The following is a 22,152-nucleotide window of genomic DNA, read 5'->3' as shown; positions in this document are numbered from 1 at the left end:
ATCATCGTCGCAATCGAGAGCCGGCGGGCTGGGAGTCGCGGGAGGACGAATCCTGACCGGCCGGGGCGGTTTCTGCCCTGCCCGACAGCACCGCCATCCGGTGGCGCGCCTCCGTGGCGTACGAACTGTCGGCAAAACGTTCCATCAGTGTTCCGTAGCAAACTCCGGCGTCCCGTGTCCGCCCCAATTGTTCAAACGCCTTGCCGGCTTGAACCAAAGAAGCCGGGGCAAACTCGCCGCCCGGATCCAGACCGTCGACGCGGCGGTAGGCGTCAATCGCGTCGGCAAAGCGATGCTGCAAAAAGTAAGTTTCGCCGATCATCCACTGCGCCCGTCCACGCAGCGCCGCGGTCGTCCCCGGAGCTCGAACGACCGCATCGAAGAGCGTTCGGGCACGATCAAAGTCCAATCGCCGGATCGCCAAGTCGGCGTCCAGCAAATCGATCAAGTGTGTTTTTGCTTGCAACCTTCCGTCGGAATCCTGGATGCAACGGCGGACGCGATCCAGTCGCCGCGTCGCTTCGTCGATCGGGGCGTCGGCCACGGCGGTTTCCGCACACCGCAGCAGACTGGCGAAATCGGTGGCTCCGCGGACATCGACGACCCACGCCCACCAGGTGCATGCCAAGTCTCCGCGACCGGTTTGCAGCAACGCTTCGGCCAGCAAGCGGTCGACGTGAATCGTCCTCGCATCGGCTTCGCCCGGCAGCAGGTTGACGGTTTCCGCGGCCAATGCCAGCAGCGTCCAGCGTTGAGTCCGCGCCGCCCAACGACAAGCCGCTTCCATGCTCATCGGAGTCGGTTGCTCGATCGAACCGCCGATCACTGCCGCGGCAATCCGCTCCGATGCCGCGTCCCGGCCACTGTCGCTGAAAGCGTTCAAGACCATGGCAATGATCCGACCATCCGAGCTTTCGGTGGCCGCGCGGCGCTGCAACGCGGCATACCGTTCCGCCGGCAGGGAATCGCCCCGAAGAATCAGCGCGTGACCGACCAGTTCCAACGGCCAGCGGTCGAGATCACCGTCGCGATCCAACCATCGAATCACCACTTGTTGCAACTCGGATCGCTCCGGATCCGACTCGGCGAGCAACTCCGCGACGATTTCGGGAGCCGTCGGATCGTTCGGCCAGCGTTGGAGAAACTCCGCGATCGATTCTTTCCACGCTGCTTCGTTTCCAGCGGACTTTAGACATCGGATTCGCATCGCCTGGGCACGCGCCGCGTCGGCGTGGGTGGGATAGGCGTCAATGAATTCCTGCAACCGCTGTGCGGCTTGATCGGCTTTGTCTGCCTGCATTGCAGTGGCCCAGCCTCGTCCCAGCATTGCGAGAGCTCGCTGGGAGTCCCAGGTTGCTGCTGGCGGATCCTCCGCCGAAATACGTCGGCCGAGCAGCTCGAGAATCGCCACGTACAGGCGTTCGGCGGCGGCCGGTTCCGATCGGGTCAGGTGGGACCACGCGGAACGCAGCGAGATTTGGACCAGCGACGTTTCCCTGGCAGTGGAGGCTTGGATTCCCGGCTGGCTGAGCTCCGCCAAGGCGTCCGTGAGGATCGGGGTGACCTGCTCGGGGGCCTCCAGTCGCGTCGCCGCCGCCATTCGAATCAGCAACCGCCGGTCGGCGTGGTCCGCCGACGGCTCGCTGCGAGTCAGCGATTGGGCCGCCATGCGGTACAGCGACCGAACCTGCTCGGCGTCCAACTGTCCCTCAGCCTTCCGGGCCAACACCACGAAATCAACCGAATTGTCCTGCCGCGTGGTTTCGTGCAGGCGAACCAGCGACTCGTAGGCGGACTGGATGTCACCCGAGTTTTGGTCGTTTCGGATTTCCTGCGAGGCCGGCTCGTCGCTTTGGCTTTGCAGGGGAGACAGCATCGGCGCAGCCAGAACCGCAACAAATGTACAGGTGCGCAAGCATCGATCGCGGTGTCGCAAGGGAAAAAGGGACGTCACGAGCGGCCGGCGGCGGTCGAGAAAGGATCCGGGATCGGGCATGAGACCAGCGATAAAATCGGTGCATTCCGGATTACCGGAAAACTCGCTTCGCTGGCAAGCGGAATCGCGGCTCCCAACCGCTCTCCCGGGGCGATTGCGACAATACCAACTATCCCCAACCAGGCGTTTTATCTACGCTTTAGGGTGTCTCCTTCGTCCCTTCGTCGCCCCACCCGCGAATGCTCAAAGCTCTCGAACTCGCCGGCTTCAAAAGCTTTGCAGATCGCACGCGGTTTGATTTTCCCGACGGCATCACCGTCATCGTGGGGCCCAACGGGAGCGGGAAATCCAACATCGTCGACGCAATGAAGTGGGTGCTCGGATCGCAGAGTGCCAAGAGTCTGCGGGGAAAGGAGATGTCGGATGTGATCTTCAAGGGGTCCCAGACCCGTCCGGCGGCGGGTGCGGCCGAAGCGACCATCATCTTTGACAATTCGTCCGGCAATCTGCCGGTCGACGCCCCCGAGGTCCATGTCACCCGCCGGGTGTATCGAAGCGGAGAGAGCGAGTACCTGATCAATCAACAGGCTGTTCGCCTGAAAGACGTCCGCGATCTGATTCGCGGAACCGGCGTCGGCATTGATGCCTACAGCCTGATTGAGCAGGGCAAAGTCGACCGGATGCTGCAGGCCAACGCCAAGGACCGCCGCGCGATCTTTGAGGAGGCCGCCGGCATCAGCCGGTTCAAGGCCAAAAAACTGGAGGCCGAACGACGCCTGGCCCGCGTCCAATCCAACCTGACTCGGTTGGGCGACATTGTCGAAGAGGTCGGTTCCCGGCTCAAACGCGTCCGCAGCCAAGCCAGCAAAGCGGAAAAGTATCGCCAGGCCAGCGAGCGGTTGAAGGAGTTGAGGACCGTAGCGGCCTGGAACGATTGGGCCAACCTGACCTCCGAAATCGAAGGCTGCGAAGGCGAACTGGCCGAAGCGGTGCAGCGGCAAAAGACGTTGCAGGCCGAGCGCGAGTCGATGACGGAGCGTCGTCAGGCGGCGGACTTGGAATTGCAGCAGATCGCCGACCAGGCCCGGCAATTGGAAACGCAGCGGAGCGATTCCTTACAGCGGATCGCAGCACTCTCGGGGCGCCGCGATGCCGACCAGGCGTCGGTCGAAGAGCTTCGCGCCGGAATCGCCAAGTCGTTGCGGCGGGTCCGCGCGATGCAAGCCCAAGCCGGCGCCGCTGCGACCCAATTGCGTCAGGCCGTCGCACAGCAGGATGCTTGTCGTGCGGATCTGATTGCGGTTCGCCAACGGGCCGCGAAAGCCGAATCCGATCGCGATCGGGTCCAGGCGGAGGCCGATGAAATCATCAAGCAACGCGACCAGTTGCAGCGCCGTCACCTGATCACCGTGCGTCGCGTGACGGAAAAAGAGTCCGGTTTGCAACGCGTCGAGATCAAGCTGGCCGAGGCCGAACGGGCCTTGGAGAATCTGACGGATCGTCAACAGGCCGCTGAAACGCAGCTCCGCCAGGCGGAACAAGATGCCCAGGAGCATGCGCGACGGGTGGAGGAACTGACCGGGACGATTGAAACGTTGGCCGGCGAGATTCGCGATGCGGAAACGGAAGCGAACGAGAACCGTCGGGTCTTGGACCGTCGCAGCGGAGAGACGGCAGAGCTTCGAGCGCGTCTGGAAGGTGTTCGGCAGCGGTACCTGGTCCTGGAAGATTTGCAGCATCGTCAGGAAGGTGTTTCCGGCGGCGTCCGGGAAGTGCTTCAACAGTTGGCACAGTCGGAGGAGTTGGCCGACAAGATCATCGTCGACGGGATGGTGGCCGACTTGGTCAGCGCAGACATGCACACCGCACCGATGATCGATGCCGCTTTGGCGCACCGGGCACAGTACCTGGTCACCTCCGGGCCGGCTCTTTCCGAAGCGATCCGCAGCGGCCAAGTCACGGCCGACGGGCGCGTCGGAATCATCCGCACCGATCAGCTACCGGAACCACCAACGGAAAACCGGATTCAGCTGGCGGGTCTGCGTGGCGTGATTGGCCGCGCCGATCGGGTGATCGAGTGCGCACCGAATCAATTCAAGCTGATCTCGCACCTGCTTTCGTCGACGTGGCTGGTCGAAGACCTGGATGCGGCCCACAAGATTTGCAAACTCGGCGGCCGCGGCCAACGGTTCGTGACCCGTCAGGGCGAAGTCTTGGAAAGCGACGGGACGATGATTCTGGGGACCGTGGCTTCAGCCACCGGATTGGTCAGCCGCCGCAGCGAACTGACCGCGGCTGCGGAGCAGATCGAAGATTACACCCTCCAGATCTCTGAGAACGATCAAGAGATCGGCACCCTGGCGCAGCTTGTCGACCGGCAGTCCGCCGAGTTGGGGCGGCTGGAACGACGGCACCGGGATGCGCTGACCGAGCTGGCGACCGCCCAGGCCGATCAGCGTCACGCCGGCGAGCGTGTCGAATCCGGTCGCCAATTGCACGAGGGGATCGCGTCGGAAATTGAAGCGAATCGCGCCGAACAGGCGCGCGGCCGCGAGGAAGCCGCTGAGATTCAGGCGGAAATCGCATCGGCACGGCACGAGATCGAACTGCTGGAAAGCGAGTCGGCGGAGATCGAAGAGATGTTGTCGGAGACGCAACAGGCGTTGCAAACGGCAACCGCGGGCGTGATGACGATTTCGGTTGATTTGGCGCGAGCCGAACAAAAGCATGAAGCATTGGTGAGCGCCATCGAGAAACAGCGGCGCGATCAGGCGGAACGCGAAACCGCCGTTGGCGAGGCACGCGCCGGGGCCGATGCGGCGCGCGGGCGGATGGAATCATTGGTCCAGCAAATGCTTTCGGCGACCACGGAATTGGCAACGCTGCACTGGGAAAGCGAGCAACACCAAAAGGCCTTGCACGATCTGGCCCGCCAGGCGGATGCCGTGCGCGAGGCGAATCGCGAAACCGCACGTGCCAGCGAGCAGATCATCAAGCTGGCCGCCGAGGCCAGTGAGTCGGTGCACGCGATCACCAGTCGCCGCGACAACGCCCGACACCGATTGGCGACGTTGGCCGAAAGGTTGCAGGAGGATTATCAGATTGACCTCGAGCATGATGAACCGCCGGAAGAAATTGCCGACATCGACGATCGCGCGGCGATGGATGCGGAAATCAATCGGTTGCGTGACCAACTGCAGCGCACCAGCAGCGTGAACATGGAAGCCTTGGCGGAGTTGGAGGGCTTGCAAGAGCGATTCGATCATCTCAACGGCCAGTATGAGGATTTGACCGCCGCCAAGGATTCGTTGCAACGCATCATCGGGCGGATCAATGCCGACAGCCGACGGCTGTTTTTGGATACGTTGGAAGCGATCCGCCAAAACTTTCAAAAACTCTATCGCAAGTCGTTCGGGGGCGGGCACGCCGATCTGGTCCTGGAGGAATCCGAAGACCCGCTGGAAGCCGGCGTCGAGATCCTGGCAACGCCGCCCGGCAAGCCCAGTTTCAGCAACTCGTTGTTGTCCGGCGGGGAAAAGGCATTGACCGCGGTCGCGTTGCTGATGTCCATCTTCCAATACCGTCCCAGCCCGTTTTGCGTGCTGGATGAAGTGGATGCACCGTTCGACGAAGCGAACATCGGCCGCTTTGTGACGGTGCTCAATGAGTTTCTGGATCACAGCAAATTTGTCGTCGTCACGCACAGCAAGAAGACGATGACGGCGGCGACGACGTTGTACGGCGTCACGATGCAGGAATCGGGTGTCAGCAAACGCGTCTCCATCCGTTTCGAAGACGTCAGCGACGACGGCGAAATCAGCGAAGGCGAAGCGGCCTGATTCGCTTGCCCCCGCAGTTCCCACGGGCTCGCCTGTTTTGCCGCCCTTTCGCTCCTTATCCGATCGGCCCGCGCGGTTCGCTACAATGAATGGTCTTCCTTTACCGTCGGGGTTGTCCATGCGATTTCCGTTGCTGCTGTTGACGCTGTTTCTAGCCGGATCGGTCGAGTTCCTGGTCGGGGCGAGCAAGGCCCAATCGGCTGAATCATCGATCGCTGACTTGGCCGAGCAGCAGCGTTGGAAAGACGTCGTCGCCTCGCTTGGCGACCAGGGACTCGGCGACCAGGGGAAGGTCGACGCACCGCAGCCGGACGGGATGACGGCTTTGCACTGGGCCGCGTTTTGGAATCAACCCAAGGTGGTCGAACAATTGCTGGCGGCCGGCGCGAAAGAGGACGTGGCGACCGAATACGGCATCACGCCGCTCGCGGTTGCCTGCCGCCTGGGACATGATGAAGCCGCGAACGTGTTGCTGGGGGCCGGAGCCGACGCCCAGACGGTTCTGGCTGGCGGCGAAACCGTGTTGATGCATGCAGCTCGGGCAGGCAACGCTGCGTTGGTCGAAGCGTTGATTGAACGCGGCGCGGCGGTGGATGCCAAGCAACGCGACGGCCAAACGGCGTTGATGTGGGCGGCCGCACGCGGCAATCTGGAAGCGGTCGACGTGTTGCTGGAGCACGGCTGTGATTGGCAGCACGATTTGCGCAGCGGCTTCACTGCCCTGCATTTTGCGGCTCGCCAGGGACACGCCGACATCGTGCGGCGGTTGCTGGACGCCGGCGCGGACATTCAGGCGACGATGAACCCGTTAAGGACGTCGGGCCGGGCGCCGCGGAAGGGCATGTCGCCGCTGCTGTTGGCGGTCGAAAGCGGGCATTTTGAGTTAGCACTGATGATGGTGGATTGGGGCGCCGATCCCAACGACCAACGCAGCGGGTTTGCTCCGCTGCACGCGCTCTCGTGGGTTCGCCGACCGCCGCGTGGAGACAACGCGATGGGCGATCCGCCGCCGGTCGGTTCCGGACAGGTTGGCAGCCTGCAATTTGCCCGGGAATTGGTCCGGCGTGGCGCGGACGTGAATTTGCAGTTGGAAGACGGTAAGTACCGCGCGGCCCGCTTGAATGATCGCGGCGCGACGCCATTGTTGTATGCCGCCTACACGTCGGACCTGCCCTACGCGCGGCTATTGGTCGAACTTGGCGCGGACGTTCAACTGGCCAACGCGGACGGCACGACGCCCCTGCTGGCCGCAGCCGGTGTCGGGATCTTTGTCGCTGACGAGTTTCCTGGGACCGAAGCGGAGACGTTGGCCATGGTGCGACAGCTGGTCCAGTGGGGCGGGCATTTGGATGACCGGGATGAACATGGCGAAACGGTGGTCCACGGTGCCGCCTACCGCAGCTTTCCTCGGGTGGTGGATCTGTTGGTTGAATTGGGGGCCCAGCCAGAACACTGGAACCGAAAGAATCAACTCGGCTCGACGCCGAAACAGATTGCCCAGGGGAAACGACCAGGATCGTTCAAGCCGAACCCGGAAACCGAGGCAGCGATCGATCGGGCACTGCAAGCGTCGGACGGATCGTAGCGACCTTCGTTGAATTGCATCGGAGGTCACGAACCGCCGACAGCCCCCTGCGAGTAGCCACGCTCGCCAGAGCGTGGTTTTCTTCGGGTGAGCCGCGCGGCGTTAGCCGCGGGTTTTCTCGCCTCAATCGACTTGCCGCTCACCGCACTGCAAATCACGGTGTTTTTGATTGAACTTCGCGATGTCCAACGAGCCGCAAATCGGCGACAGCAACGCCGTCCGCGAGCAGCCAGGCGATTCTTCCCCGGCTGCGCTCGACCTTTAGGGTGAAACAGCGTCACAACCTCCAAGACGCAAGGTGAAGGTCGTTCGCGAGCATCTGCATTGATGTCGACTATTCGCGACGCGGTGCTGCCGGTTGTTGTTCGCCGCCGTTGGGCTGATTGGCAATTTGTGGCGGGACAAAGTTTTCGCGAACCACTTCCCAGTCGGATGGCGGCTTCTTCGGAATGAAGTTGCCCATGAACTGCCGCAAGGTGGCTGTCAGCGCGTTCCGTTTGACGTTGCTGAACTGATAGTGATCCCACTGCGGCGCCAACTTGGCGTGAAAATTCGGGGCATACATGATTAGCACTTCGGGTTCGAACTGCTGGTTCAACACGACCTGGACGGTTTTGTACTGGGCGCGGTCTTCCTGGCGTTTGGGCCAGGCTTCGATCAGAAACGTGTTCGGCTTGGGCGACTTGAGTGTCCGGATCCAATACCGTTGTTTGATTTCCGCTGCGTCCAAGTTGAAGACGAACGGTAGCGGGCTGTTGAAGATCTGTTGCCCTCGCATGTTTTCGGGCAAGGTTTGAACGGTGCATTTCTTTTCACCGCGATCGTATTCAATCAATTCGGTCCCGTTGCACACCCAGTACTCTCCCTGTTTCGTCGGATCGGCTCCGTACTGAGGCTTCTGGTCCTTCATGCCGTTGTAAAACAGGATGTTGTCGACACGGAAGACACCTTTGTCCGGCTTGGCATAGGCCACAAAACCTTCGGCTTTGTGCGCGTGCACGCCGGCCGGAGCGGCCAACAGGTCGTAGTGCCAACGTTCGAATTTGCATTCCAGGGTTCGCGTCCCCTGGCTCTGCTCCTGCCACTTCAGCAGGATTTGATCGAGCTCCGCTTGTTTTTCCGCAGGCAACGGGTCAAACGGTTGCTTGACGGCCGCCGGTGCGGCCGTTTGCGGTTGTTGGGCTGACAGTTCAGCCGAGTGGATCGGGAAGCCCACGCCGAATGCAATCAGGCAACCGGCGGCAAGCAGTCTTTGATTCTTGAGGCGGCGTTTTCCCATCACCAGCATCACCATCCTTGGAGTTCTCGATCGGTTTCCGTTGCACGCTCACGCGGCCCAGCGGTTCTTCCGCCGCCGCGATGCCGGGGGGTTTTAGCAATTTGGCTGCCATCAGGAATAGGCCAATGCCGGTTTCCGGCAAGAAGGTTTTGTGCCTCAGAGATTTTGGTTGCTAGCAAGGCGTCGGCGGCAGGCGGAGCCTGCGTTGCGGTGGGTTCCAAGGCGGGAGCCTTGGAACCAGACAAACCTCCCGCTCCCTCGTTCCCGGGCTCCGCCCGGGGACGCACTGCTGGGATGGCTCCGCCATCCGCGGCAGGCGGAGCCTGCGTTGCAGTGGGTTCCAAGGCGGAGCCTTGGAACCAGGCAAATCTCCCACTCCCTCGTTCCCGGGCTCCGCCCGGGGACGCACTGCTGGGATGGCTCCGCCATCCGCGGCAGGCGGAGCCTGCGTTGCGGTGGGTTCCAAGGCGGGAGCCTTGGAACCAGACAAACCTCCCGCTCCCTGGTTCCCGGGCTCCGCCCGGGGACGCACTGCTGGGATGGCTCCGCCATCCTCGCTCCGCCCCCTCAACCCACCCGTCCGTTCCCCCGCGACGCGACCAGAAGGCAGCCACTCTGGCGGACGCCAGGTGTGCTTTTATTCAGGTCCGAAGTTCTCGCTTGGTAAAGATTTCCGAATGATCCGGTCATGCGTGCCGGGCAAATTGGCCGATGGGAGAAGCGGGTGTAGCCGTGCGCAGGGCGCGTCCGGCGACTTCGTCCACCATTGGCAGATTCCGTCCCGCCCCGGGAGAACCTTCACGCATGCCCCAGCAACTCGTTGCACCCCCGCGGATCGGAACCGTCTCGCGTCGGTCTCTGTTGCTTTCATTGGCAAGTGGGATTTCGACCAGGGGGACGTTCGCCGGCGCACTCTCCGCGGACGAGGGAACCGATCCGTCGGATCCCTCCGCCACCTGGACCAGCGGTCGAGCCTCGCGGACGATCGGACCGGTGCGTCAAAAAACGATTGAGCTGCAGCCGATCAGTGCCGACTACGGTCGCACGGTGGTCCGGTCGATCGCGGCGGATCCGCGTGGGCAACTGATTGCGGTGGCCGGCGACGACCATGCGATCCGCTTGCTGAACGTGCAGACACTGCAAACGGTCGCCACGCTCCAGGGGCATTCCGATCTGATTCGCACCTTGGCGTTCGATGCCCAGGGGCGGCGACTGGTATCGGCCGGTAACGACGGGCAGTTGATCGTCTGGGACCGGCAAACCGATTTTCAGGTGTTGCAGCGGATGGCCGCAGGGATGGCTCTGACGTGCGTGCGCTTTTCGCCGGACGGACGGGAGATGGCAGCCGTCGGTTTTGAAAGCGATCTGTATCTGATCGGCCGTGCCGACGGAGACTCGCCGCGATTGAACTGTGCTTGCAATGACCTGCGGGCGGTGGCGTATCGTGGCGACGGGGCAATGTTGGTCGTCGCGGGTCGAAGCGGTGATCTGCATCTGTTTGATCGCGGCAGCAACCGATTGGTGGGCGGCTTTCCCGTCCATCGCGGCCGGGCACACGCCTTGACCTTTGCCCCATCCAGCCCCGTCGTGGTCAGTGTCGGGGAAGACGGTGTGGTGGGATTATTCGATACCGAAGCGAAGCAAGTGGTTGCCAAGGTTCCCGTGACAAGCGGAAAGTTGTTTTCGCTAAGCATTGTGGATTCCGAGCACTTGGCGGTTGCGGGCAGCGACAACGTGATTCGAATTGTCGATGTCACCGTGGGGCGGGTTGTCGAACAGTTGTCGGGTCACGTCGGTTCCATCGCAGCGCTGGCATCGCACGGAGGCCAGCTGTTTTCGGGAGGCTACGATGCGACGCTCCGCCGCTGGATTCTGGAGGGCATTCAGAATGACCGCGAACGGATTGCCGAACGCGATCGTCCGATCGATCGCTAAGGACATTCGCGGACGGGGGATTGAACAAAGGGCGGATCCTGATGGACGTGTGGGCAACCGCAGTTCCTGAGGGAGACAGTGAGTGGTGAAGGGGCATGTGATTTAACCGGTGGCCGGTGACCGGACCGGACGCAGATCGATGAAGGCGATGATCCGAATCCGATTCGGACGCTTGATTCGGATCGTGTCCGGATTCGTTCGGTGCGGGCAGCGGTTGGGTGTATCGGGCACACGGAGGTGCCAACGCGTGATTTGGAAACCGAAACGAACTCGTCGAACTCCGCGTGCGGTTACGGCGGACATCAAGCGTCGTTCGCTCGGTCCGCAGATACTTGAGCGGCGAGAATTGCTTGCCGCCGATCCGATTCACGTCGGTGTCGTGTATCTGGAAACCGACTATCTGGAAACCGACAACGATGTCGGCAGCGATTCTCAGGGCGACCGTTTTCTGCTGTCGTTCACCGGGGGGGCTGAAAACACGGAACTGAATCAACTGCGGATTCGCACCGACAAGGACGGCGACGGGATTTCGGTCGGTGATCCGATCTTCGACACGCAGGCGGGAGGACGAGGAAAAAGCGGCTGGCACGATTTCAAGGTCGTGCGGATCGAAACCTCCGACGGGCGACAGGCGACCGCGACCGCCAGCGTGTCCGACGGCGGCCAAGAATTGGTGCTGGACCTGCAAAACTTTCGCGCCGGCGATCGCTTGGAATTCACGCTGGACGTTGACGAGGTGTTGCGCAACTCCGTTGACCTCGCGATTTTCAATGACCGGCTGGACGTCATCACCTCCGGGCAAGAGTTTCAAGATTCAATCTTGGAGGCGGTCTTCGAAGCTCCGCACTTCGAGTCGGCAACGGCTGATGCGATCTTTTTGAATGACTACGGATCCCCCGGCGATGAATACGGGTTGGATCTGCCGCCTGACGAGGGAACGGACCTCGACAGCCGACCCAACCGCAGTGCCGCGGCCATCGGCTCGACCGTCCAGACACCTCGTCCCGTTGCCATCAGCGGCAACGTTTGGTTGGACAACAATCTGGACGCCACGCGTCAGTCGGGTGAGGCCGGATTGTCGGGCGTCGAACTGGCCCTGTTTGCGAAAAACTCCAACGGGCAGTATGTCGACACGGGACATCGAACCCAGACGGACGGGAACGGGACCTATCAATTTCCCAAGTCCTTGGGGCTGATGCCCGGTGAATACCGTGTCGTGCAGACACAGCCGGACGGCTATTACAGCGTCGCGGCGGTTCCGGGATCGGTCGCCGGTCAGCCCACCGGGTTGGCAACCAGCGTGGACGTGCTGTCGTCCATTTCGATTCCGCTTGGCGACACCGAAGCGGTCGAAATGAATTTTGCGGAGGCGGCTCCGTCTTCGATCGCCGGTTTCGTCTACCAGGACGACAACAACAACGGCATCCGGGACCCCGGTGAAGCACCCATCTCCGGCGTCTCGATGCGAGCGATTCCCAACGGCACGATCGCTTCCCAGCCGACGGTGACCGCCGTCACGGATGCCAACGGTGCGTACCGGTTCGACGGACTCGTTCCGGGAATCTACGACATCGTCCAAGTCAATCAGCCGGCGGACTTCGTGGACGGATTGGACACTGCCGGAACGGTCGACGGGATTCGTGTCGGCGTGGCCGACAATCCCGGCGACGCGATCCGCGGTATTCAGCTTGGCGGCGGTGTCGTCGGATTGAATTACAACTTTGGCGAACTGGCCTACGGACAGATTTCGGGGAACGTGTACCTGGTCGCGCCGGGGCAAGATTGCGACGGGGACCACGATGACCCGGGCAACGAGCCACTTTCCGGCGTGATTGTCGAACTGCAGGCTCCTGACGGCAATGTGATCTCACGCGTCACCACGACGCCGGCGGGCACCTACCATTTTGGCCGGGTGGCGCCTGGGACCTACCAGATCGTGCAGTACACGCCTGAAGGACTGATCGACGGCGGTTCACACGTCGGACGCATCGATGGCGTCCAGGTCGGCGATTCGATTGATGGCACGACGATCACGCAGATCACCATGATCCCCGGCGGTGTCGGCGTCGAATATGACTTTTGCGAATTGGCTCCGGCCAAGATTTCCGGGTACGTCTATCACGACGCTTCCAACGACGGTCGTCGTGACACGGGCGAGCAGGGAATCCCTGCCGTGACGGTGTCGTTGGTCGATTCCTCCGGAAACACCGTTGCAACCACGAAGACAAATTCGCTGGGCCGGTATGAGTTTGAAGGGATACCGCCGGGAACCTATGAACTGCGTCAGGTACAGCCTGGGGACTACCTGGACGGCATCGATTCGGCCGGACGTGTGGACGGGCAACGCGTCGGTGTGGCGTTCAACGACTTGATCTCGCAGATCGCACTTCCACAGGGCACGGTCGGTGTCGAATACAACTTTGGCGAACTGATGCCGGCGTCGCTCTCCGGATCGGTCCACGTCGACACCGATGGGGATTGCGTCCGTGACGACGACGAAGTCGGATTGGGCGATGTAGTGATGCGGCTGTTGGACGCTGACGGGAAAGAAGTGGCACGCACGACGACGTCACCCGACGGGCTGTACCGATTCAACCATTTGACGCCCGGACGGTATTCCGTCGTCCAAGTCCAGCCCCAAGACTATTTCGACGGCGGTGTCAGCGCCGGATCGGCGGGCGGCCAGGTGGGCGTCAATCGAATCAGCCAAATTGAGCTTGGATCGGGGATCGACGGAGTCGACTACGATTTCTGTGAAGAACCGCCCTCCAGCCTGTCCGGAATCGTCTTCGTCGATCTGGACGACGATTGCGAATTGGATGAAGCGGAGCAGGGGATCGCAGGCGTGCGGATCGAACTGCGCGACGCCGACGGGCAACGCGTTGCCACCACCACCACCGATGCGGAAGGAAAGTATCGATTCGAAGGACTTCGTCGTGGTGAATACACGGTCGTGGAATTTCAGCCCGATGGATACTTTGACGGCAGTGCGATCCCAGGATCGGAAGGTGGAACGATCGGCGTCAACCGGATCAGCAAGATCCAGCTGGCCGCCGGGATCGATGCAGTGGACTACGACTTCTGCGAACAGCCGCCGTCCAGTTTGTCCGGAACGGTGTACATCGATCTGGACGACGACTGTTACCAGGACCCCGACGAGGATGGAATTGCCGGCGTCACCATCGAACTCCGCGATTCGGATGGTAACCGCGTTGCAACGACCGTGACGGACGCGAACGGAAACTATCGTTTCGAAGGACTCCGCAGCGGCACCTACACGGTCGTCGAATTGCAACCCGACGGATTCTTTGACGGCCATGCCCAAGCAGGTTCGGTCGGCGGGACCGTCGGCGCCAACCGGATCCGTGACATTGATCTTGCCGCGGGCGTCGCCGCCACCGACTACGATTTTTGCGAGCTGCCACCGGCCAGCCTTTCTGGATCGGTGTACGTCGATTCCGACCAGGACTGCGTCCGCGACGTCGGTGAACGCGGTCTGGCAGGTGTGACCATTGAATTGCGTGATGCCGACGGCAACCGGATCCGGACCACGACGACCGATGCGTCGGGACGCTACCGTTTCGAGGGGTTGGCCGCCGGCGACTACATGGTTTTTGAAGTCCAGCCGGACGGCTATTACCAGGGCGGACAAAAGCTGGGATCGGCTGGGGGCGCGATCGTTGGCGTTGACCTGATGTCCGTCTCGCTGAACCCCGGCGTCGATGCGGTGGACTATTTGTTCTGCGAATACGAGCCCGGATCGATTTCGGGCTTCGTGTGGGCGGACGTGAACGAAGACCAGGACCGAGATCCCGACGAAGGCGGTATCGCCGGCGTGTCCGTCGAACTGATCGACGGGCAGGGAAACCGAATCGACATCACGACGACGGACGGGCAGGGTAGCTACGCGTTCGACCAATTGCCGCCAGGTGTTTACTCCGTCCGCGAATTGCAGCCCTCGGGCTATTTCCACGGCGGGCAGCAGATTGGGAATCAGGGAGGAGTGATCGCCGGTCCGGACTGGATCGAGGGCATCGAAATCTTGAGTGGCACGGTCGCGGAGCATTACAATTTTTTCGAGATCCCGCCCTCCGTGATTTCCGGTTTCGTGTTCATTGATGGCCCGCCGATCGAAACCGAAACGGAGATCGCGGCGGAGCAGTTGCGACAGTACAAGGACGGCGTGCTGACCAGTGACGACACGCGGTTGGCCAACATCCAGATTGAGATCCGCGACGCCGTCGGTCAGCCGCTGTCGGACGACGCGTTTCTGGGCGGTAATGCCCTGGCGAATTCCGTCGTGATGTCTGACGCCGAAGGCTTTTATCGCATCGGTGGTCTTCGGCCCGGGACCTACACCCTGTTCCAGAGTCAACCCGACGGATTGACCGATTCGCTGGATACCCCGGGGACGACGGGCGGCCTGGCAGTCAACCTGGCCGATCTTTACACCGACGCGCAGTTGGCCATGATCGATGCGGTCGTCGGAGACCATGGTCCGGACGCGATCCTGGCGATTTCGGTTGGCGCCGCGAACCACAGCCAGCACAACAACTTCAGCGAAGTCCAGATCGTGATCGTCGATCCTCCGCCGCCAAGTGACTTTTTGCCGGGACAGGAACCGGTCGATGAACGGTTGCCGCCGCCGCCGCCGGAATCCTTTGCCGCCAAGCAGATTCCTTTCTCGGCAGATGTTCCGTCCGACCGGCTTCCGCCGAAGATCTACGGCGACGTTGCCGAAGTGACGTGGCACTTGAGTGTCATCAACGCAGGCTACCCGCGTGGTTCCGTCATCGCGGAGGGCGTCATCCGTCACGTGGCGGCACAGATCGGCAAGCGCGATTTCAGCGAGGGCCGTCACGATCAGGGACGTTGGCAACTGCTGACACTGGAAGGAGAGGTCCACCAGGAAAGCCAGAAGATGACCTTGGGGCATGAAGACGGTGTCGCCTTGGTCGGCGACTTTGACGGCGATGGCGACGACGAAGTTGCGATCTTTGTCGCCGGTGAATGGTTTGTGGATCTGAACGGCAATGGCGTGTGGGACGAAGGCGACTTGTGGATCCGACTGGGCACCGAACGCGATCGACCGGTCGTCGGTGACTGGGACGGGGACGGCAAGGACGACATCGGGATCTATGGACGGAGTTGGGAACGGGATCCCCAACGAATCCGTTTTGACGCCGGACTGCCGGACCCGGCCAACCGCACCCGCCGATTCCTGGAGTCCAACAAGCGGATGGGGTTGGTCTCCATGCGGCTCCGCGGCAAAGCCCAAGAGCGGTTATTGCGCCGGGGTGACGGCCAACTGCGTGCCGACGCGGTCGACCATGTGTTCCAATTTGGCGAGGACGTCGATACGCCGATTTCGGGAGACTGGAACGGGGACGGGATCGATCAAATCGGGACATTCCGGGGCGGGAACTGGGTGTTGGATACCGAAGGCGACGGACGGAAGAAGAAGGGCGAAGTGATGTTCGAGTTCGGCCGTCCAGGGGATCAACCGATCGTGGGCGACTTCAATGGCGACGGCATCGACGAAGTCGGTGTGATTCGCGGTGGTCAGTGGATCATCGATTCCGACGGCGATCGGCGGTTGACCGCGGCGGACCAACGCTTCGATCTGCCGGCCGACGCCCCGGAAAGTCAGCCGATCGTCGGGGACTGGGACGGCGACGGCAGGGACGAACCCGGGTACTACCACCGGGCTCCGTGACGCCGCCAAGCAGACGCCGGTGGCTGGCTGTGAATCCGGTGCGTTCAGGACACCGTGTTGCCACTTTGCAACCTGCGATGAGGTGTCCGGTCAACATTGGCCGACGTGGACAGGTACAACCAGCCGGTTTCTCCCACGATTGAGCGGCCGGCATGGGAAGTGCGAAGAGCAAACGGACGTGGTCGTCTTCACCCGTTCGACTCCCCTTCGCCACCGCTTTCCCATGCATTGTGTCACCCTTGCCGATCTGGCGGCCATGCTCGCACAACACGGACCCAGTCTGTTGGAGCGGCACCGCGGAGTCCCGACCGAAACGATCTTTCGCTACTGGACCGCGTCACGCAGTCGACATGAGTTATGGCATCGGGTGATGGCACGCTACCGCCAAGCTCAACGGGGCGGTGACTACTTTGAAATGCGGCAATGGTGGTCCGATCACCTGGTGGTGCTGGAGGAAATCCTGGTCAGCGAGTTGCTGGCCCGCGTGGTTGCCGCCATCGGACGCGAAACGGCGGAACGTCATGGCTTCTCGGAATTGCCCTGCGAAGGCAAGCAGGATCCTTCCAGCCTGGCTGCGATCACTCATGGCGTTTTCGAAGCTCAGCTGGAGGCCAGTCACAGGGTGGGCCAATTGATCTTGGAAGCCAGCGGGGCACGTGTCTCGGACCTGGTCCGGCTGAATCGACTTCGTCACGGCGTGGAGCGATGGACGGATTGGCTGATCGGGCGTGTCAGCGTCGATCTGAATCGATCGTTCGCCTACAGCATTCGGCCCGAGCGGGCCCGTGCGTTCTGCCAGGAGGTTCACGAAACAGGCGCCGATCGCGGTGACGATTTGAGTACTTGGCTGATGAACGCGGCGATGCGAGACATGTTGTACCGCCGAACCAGTGAATCGAGTGCTCTGCCCAATGCCAATCACCAGGTCGCCGCAGCGGCCCTGGCCCTGTTTCGGCCGGAGTTGTTCGATCAGAGCGGGGTGCCAAAGCTGGTCTGGCTGCAACGCTTGCAACATCAGGCGGCCAAGAGCAAACCGTTCGATTTCGCCGCGGTTTCCGCCGACTAAGCGACGCCCGACCGTTTGCATTCGAGGGGCCGAGCGGAGGGGCAACGCCCCGACATTTTGTTTAGCCCAGCCAGCAGGGCTGGAGAACAGCCCGCCACAGAATGCGAGGGCCAACGGCCCGGCCGTTTGTGTGCGATTGGCGTCCAGACGCTCCGGGTCTGGTCACACGATCAGGGCAGCTGCAACAAACGCCGGGCGTTCTGCGACGTCAGTTCCGCCAAACTTTCCGCGCTGACACCTCGGACGTCGGCCAGGCAACGCAGCGTGTGTTCGACTCGAGCGGGCTCGTTGGGACGTTTTCCACGAAGCGGCTCGGGGCTCAGGTACGGCGAGTCGGTTTCCACCAGCAGCCGATCGTCCGGAACGTGGCGGGCAACCTCTCGCAGTTCATCGCTCTTTTTGAACGTCACCATGCCGGCGAAGCTGATGTGCAGGCCCAAGTCCAGGCACGCCTCGGCCAGCGGCCAATCGCCGGTGAAGGAGTGCATCACCCCGGGCGGGACAGAATCCTGGCGCCGCAGCTGTTCAACAATCAGTTCCCCGCTTTCTCGCATGTGGATGATCATCGGCAGGGAGGTGTCGCGGCACAGTTGCAGATGCCGATCGAAGTAGTCGTGCTGCATCGGCATCGGTGTGTCGTCCCAATAACAATCCAGCCCGGTTTCGCCGATCGCACGGACACCCGGATAGCCCGCCAGGTCTTCGATCACCGCAAAGTCGGCGGTGTCGGCTTCGGCGGCGGAGTTCGGTTGGATGCCGACTGCCGCGAACAGGTAGCCGGGGAATTCCGCCGCCAACTCGCACGCGCGGCGGCTGGATGCTGCATCGATCCCGATCACCAGGATGCCTTCGACTCCGGCGTCCCGGGCGCGGTCCACCACCTGATCGATCTGGTCGGTGAACGGATCCAGATTCAAATGAGCGTGCGTGTCAAACAGGCGAAGCGTCATCAGGCGGAAAAGAAGTAGCGTGTCAGGTGATAGAAGACGGGAGCGGCGAAGCAGATGTTGTCGATCTGGTCCAACACCCCGGCGTGGCCTTGAACCAGGGTGCCGGTATCGGTCACGCCACGGTCGCGTTTGATCGCACTCATTGTCATCGCCCCGCCGCACGCCATGGCCGTGACGACCGCGGCCATCACGCCAGCTTCCCAAGGGTAGAACGGTGTGGCCCATGCCAGCGAGGCCGCGATCAAGCCGGTGGTCACCATGGAGCCCAGGAAGCCCTCCCAGGTCCGCGAGCCGTTGATCTTTTCGGCGATCACGTGGCGGCCGGCCAGCTTGCTCCAGCCACGCTCCAGCACCGATGCCAATTGGGCGATCACGACCAAAAAAATCAGCACGCTGACATTTCCACCGTCCCACGGTTCACCCCCGGTGCGAACCAGATCCAAATCCAACAGCGCCGGTGCGTAGGAAAGTGAATACACGCAAATCAGCAATCCGGCCTGGATCTTTGCACAGCGTTCGAGGAATCGCTTGTAATCGCCGGCGATCGCCGCCCGGGCCGGAATGAACAGGCTGGCGTAAACCGGGATCATGATGCTGTACAGGCCGTAGTAGTCGTTCTGAGGGACGAAACTTGGCGGGTGGCTTCCGAACGCGATCAGCACGTATTGCAGCGGTGTGAAGATGAAAAACACCCAGAACAATGTTCGGTGGTCACCCCGTCGGGTCGGGGTCATCGTGATGAACTCGCGGAGCGCCCAAAACGAAACCAGTCCAAACAGAATGACCACGCCGATCCGCTGCAGCAGAAACCCGAACACGAAGATCGCCGTCATCAACCACCACACCCGCACCTTCTGGTTGAATCGGCGGACGATGGCGGATTCGATCCCCATCGTTTCGCGGCGCGACAGCAGGAAGCCGACCAGCGTCGCGATCCCCAGCACCGTCAAGATGACGGCCAACAGAATCATCGATCGCGTCGACAACCAAACGGTTTCGGCGAACAGCTCGGTCGGCGCGGCTTGTTCCAATGCGGTCATTCCTGGATTTCGTGCTCAGACGCCGTGGCAGGCAGCCCCGGCCGGAGACATCGCTTCGAGAATGGTCAAGATCGGATGCGTTTGAGCACTTCGTCCGCCATGGCCACGGTGCCGATCGACTCGCCACCGCGCGCGATGTCCTTGGTTCGCAACCCGGCCGCGAGCACTTCCCCGACGGCCGCTTCGATCGCGTCGGCTTCGGCGTTTGCCGACAGCGAATGTCGCAGCAGCATGGCCGCTGCCAGAATCGTTGCCAGCGGGTTGGCGATGCCGTGACCGGCAATGTCCGGCGCCGAACCGTGGATCGGTTCGTACAACCCAGGGCCGTCGCTGCCCAGCGAGGCACTCGGCAGCATGCCCAGCGAACCGGGAAGCATCGACGCCTCGTCGGTCAGGATGTCCCCGAACATGTTTCCGGTGACCACGACGTCAAAGTCGCTGGGGCGATTGATCAGGTGCATCGCCATCGCGTCCACCAGCACGACGTCGTAATGCACATCGGAGAACTCCTCCGCCATCACGCGGGCGGCAACCTGACGCCACAACCGGCTGGGTTCCAAAACGTTCGCTTTGTCCACACTGGTCAGACGATTCTTTCGGCCGCGTGCGGCTTCGGCGGCCAGCCGCACAATCCGCTCCACCTCACCGACGGTGTACACCATCGCCTGGCTCGCCGATTCTTCGGCGCCGCTACCGCTGCGCTCGGAGGGACCAAAGTAGATCCCGCCGGTCAGTTCACGCAGGAACAGGATGTCGGTGCCTTCGATGATTTCCCGCCGCAGCGGGGAGGCGTCGGCCAATTCATCAAACATCTTGATGGGACGCAGGTTCGCAAACAGCCCCAACTCCTTGCGGATTCGCAGCAGCCCCGCCTCGGGACGCGTCTTGGCCGAAGGGTCGTCCCACTTCGGACCGCCCACGGCGCCCAGCAGGATGGCGTCGGACTTGCGGCACGCCTGCAACGTCGAATCCGGCAGCGGGTCCCCGATTTTGTCGATCGCGATGCCACCGATCAGGTGCGATTCAAAGTTGAATTCGTGACCAAAGGTTTGGCCCACTTTTTCGAGAACACGTCGGGCCTGGTCGATGATTTCCGGGCCAATGCCGTCGCCCGGTAGGAGAACGATGGAAGCTTTCAAGGTCGATGTGCGCGTCGTTGGAGGAAGGGAACTCGATTCGCGGCGGCACCACGAACGAATCCTGGGGGAATGCGAGGCCGATAACTTAGCCGACGCGTCGTGATTACCACAGAGGCGGGACGAATCGGTGCCACCGCGCCGGGCGATTTGTCGCCCGCCAGCCCATCCCACTCGGAGCGAGAATCCGGCCGAACAACCGTTGCGACCCGTGTCGTCCACGGAGCTGGACGTGGCAACCGACCGGAGCCGACGAATCCTGGCCCGAAAGACCACCCGATGACGGATTCACGACCCACCGTTTTGGTGCGCCGGGATTCCGCCCGGTTGGTGCGCTGTGCCACGGGGCGGTTGACGCACCTGGGCCTCCGCCCGGTTGGTCCGCCGGCTCCATTTCCCGACGACGAGTCTCCGTCATGCACCCTGGAAACACTCACACTCCCCTCGCATCCTGGGCACCGACCGCGGCACCCATCGTGATCCGACCCGCCGACGCGGAGCCCGCGGTCGGCTCGGTCGAGAGCGGGTTCGTGTGCGATGCGCGGGTCCTGAACGTGGTCAACGGCGAGCATTTTTCCGGGGCCGAACGCGTCCAATCTCACCTGGGCCGGTGCTTGCCGACGTTTGGCGTCACAGCCGATTTCGTCTGCGTCAAACCCGGGCGATTTGCCGAAATCCTGCGGGGGCAAAACGGTTGTTGGGGAAAAGGATTCCAAGCTCCGATGAGAAGCCGTTTCGATCTGCGGGCGGCCTGGTCGATCGCGGCGTTGGTTCGCCGAGGCCGTTACGACGTGTTGCACGCCCACACCCCGCGGACCGCGATGCTCGCGTCGGTCGCGGCACGGTTGAGCGGCGTGCCCTGGGTTTACCACGTGCACAGCCCCGCTTCACGAGATTCTTCTCGGTCGGTCTCCAATCAGGTCAACGCCACGATTGAACGGTTGTCGCTACGTGGCTGCGCCCACCTGATCACCGTCTCGGAAAGTCTGCGGATGAATTGCGTTTCCGGCGGTGTGGCAGAAGAACAGGTGACGGTGGTCCACAACGGCGTTCCGGCCGTGCGTCCGCTGCGTTTGAGAACTCCCGAACCGGAGGGGCACTGGGTGCTGGGAATGGTCGCCCTGATGCGGCCTCGAAAAGGTCTGGAAGTCGTGCTCAACGCGCTGGCCAGGTTGCGAACAAAACATGACCTGACGCTTCGCATCATCGGACCTTTCGAATCGGATTCCTATCGAATCGGAATCGACGATCAAATCGAACGCTTGCGGATTCGCGACCTGGTGGAGTTCGTCGGGTTCACCGACGACGTGCCCGAAGAACTGGCCAAGTTGGATGCCATGGTTCTGCCCAGTTTGTTCGGCGAGGGCCTACCGATGGTCGTCCTGGAATCCATGGCAGCCGGCTTGCCGGTGATTGCCACTCGCGTCGAAGGCACGCCGGAAGCGATCACCGACGGCGTGGAAGGATTGTTGGCAGAGCCTGGTGACGCCGAAAGCCTGGCCGGCAAGATGGATGCATTGGTCAGCGGACAACACGATTGGACGCGGATGTCCGATGCAGCGGTTGCCCGGCACCGCAAAGATTTCTCCGACCTGGCGATGGCTCAGCAAACCGCTCGGGTCTACCAAAAGGTGCTCGCCGGCGCCCGCGTGCCGGCGTAGCCTCACCCG

11 protein-coding genes are annotated in these 22,152 nt (G+C 62.1%); 6 read left to right on the top strand and 5 right to left on the bottom strand.

Features of this window, described 5'->3' with window-relative positions; translation table 11 throughout:
• Window position 1: 1 nt before the first annotated feature.
• On the bottom strand, window positions 2-1,876 hold the full coding sequence (locus FYK55_RS10385; RefSeq protein ID WP_161604417.1) for a tetratricopeptide repeat protein: 1,875 nt from the start codon (window positions 1,874-1,876) through the stop codon (window positions 2-4).
• Window positions 1,877-2,175: 299 nt separating this feature from the next.
• Between FYK55_RS10385 and smc the strand changes: the two genes are divergently transcribed.
• Entirely contained in the window at window positions 2,176-5,775 is a 3,600-nt protein-coding gene (gene smc / locus FYK55_RS10380) for a chromosome segregation protein SMC (RefSeq protein ID WP_150076356.1), read from the top strand.
• Window positions 5,776-5,893: 118 nt separating this feature from the next.
• Window positions 5,894-7,360, top strand: coding sequence for an ankyrin repeat domain-containing protein (locus FYK55_RS10375; protein ID WP_150076355.1), 1,467 nt, complete (start codon window positions 5,894-5,896; stop codon window positions 7,358-7,360).
• A 334-nt stretch (window positions 7,361-7,694) separates the two neighbouring features.
• Here the strand turns inward: FYK55_RS10375 and FYK55_RS10370 are convergent, their stop codons facing one another.
• Window positions 7,695-8,639, bottom strand: coding sequence for a TIGR03009 domain-containing protein (locus FYK55_RS10370; RefSeq protein WP_235908582.1), 945 nt, complete (start codon window positions 8,637-8,639; stop codon window positions 7,695-7,697).
• Window positions 8,640-9,443: 804 nt separating this feature from the next.
• Between FYK55_RS10370 and FYK55_RS10365 the strand changes: the two genes are divergently transcribed.
• From FYK55_RS10365 to FYK55_RS10355, 3 genes are all read left to right on the top strand, one after another.
• The gene (locus FYK55_RS10365; RefSeq protein ID WP_161604416.1) at window positions 9,444-10,574 is read left to right on the top strand and encodes a WD40 repeat domain-containing protein; all 1,131 of its coding nucleotides are present in this window, start codon (window positions 9,444-9,446) and stop codon (window positions 10,572-10,574) included.
• Between the two features lie 148 nt (window positions 10,575-10,722).
• The gene (locus FYK55_RS10360) at window positions 10,723-16,290 is read left to right on the top strand and encodes an SdrD B-like domain-containing protein (protein WP_161604415.1); all 5,568 of its coding nucleotides are present in this window, start codon (window positions 10,723-10,725) and stop codon (window positions 16,288-16,290) included.
• 223 nt (window positions 16,291-16,513) lie between these two features.
• Window positions 16,514-17,356 (top strand): hypothetical protein, encoded by an 843-nt coding sequence (locus FYK55_RS10355; RefSeq protein WP_150076351.1) that lies wholly within the window; start codon window positions 16,514-16,516, stop codon window positions 17,354-17,356.
• Between the two features lie 170 nt (window positions 17,357-17,526).
• On the opposite strand, the gene FYK55_RS10350 is transcribed toward FYK55_RS10355, so the two are convergent.
• The 3 genes from FYK55_RS10350 to leuB all read right to left on the bottom strand — a co-directional run bounded on the left by FYK55_RS10350 (window position 17,527) and on the right by leuB (window position 20,485).
• On the bottom strand, window positions 17,527-18,306 hold the full coding sequence (locus FYK55_RS10350) for a TatD family hydrolase (RefSeq protein WP_150076350.1): 780 nt from the start codon (window positions 18,304-18,306) through the stop codon (window positions 17,527-17,529).
• Window positions 18,306-19,346, bottom strand: a complete 1,041-nt coding sequence (locus FYK55_RS10345) for a phosphatidate cytidylyltransferase (protein ID WP_150076349.1) — start codon at window positions 19,344-19,346, stop codon at window positions 18,306-18,308. The genes FYK55_RS10350 and FYK55_RS10345 overlap by 1 nt, the downstream gene beginning before the upstream one ends.
• Window positions 19,347-19,411: 65 nt before the next feature.
• Complete coding sequence (gene leuB / locus FYK55_RS10340) at window positions 19,412-20,485, bottom strand: 3-isopropylmalate dehydrogenase (RefSeq protein WP_150076348.1); 1,074 nt, start codon at window positions 20,483-20,485, stop codon at window positions 19,412-19,414.
• Between the two features lie 413 nt (window positions 20,486-20,898).
• Between leuB and FYK55_RS10335 the strand changes: the two genes are divergently transcribed.
• On the top strand, window positions 20,899-22,143 hold the full coding sequence (locus tag FYK55_RS10335) for a glycosyltransferase family 4 protein (RefSeq protein ID WP_150076347.1): 1,245 nt from the start codon (window positions 20,899-20,901) through the stop codon (window positions 22,141-22,143).
• Window positions 22,144-22,152: the final 9 nt, after the last annotated feature.

Origin of the sequence: Roseiconus nitratireducens (assembly GCF_008629675.1) — a bacterium.
GTDB classification, from domain to species: Bacteria; Planctomycetota; Planctomycetia; order Pirellulales; family Pirellulaceae; genus Stieleria; species Stieleria nitratireducens.
This window is presented reverse-complemented; position numbering and strand designations above follow the sequence as displayed.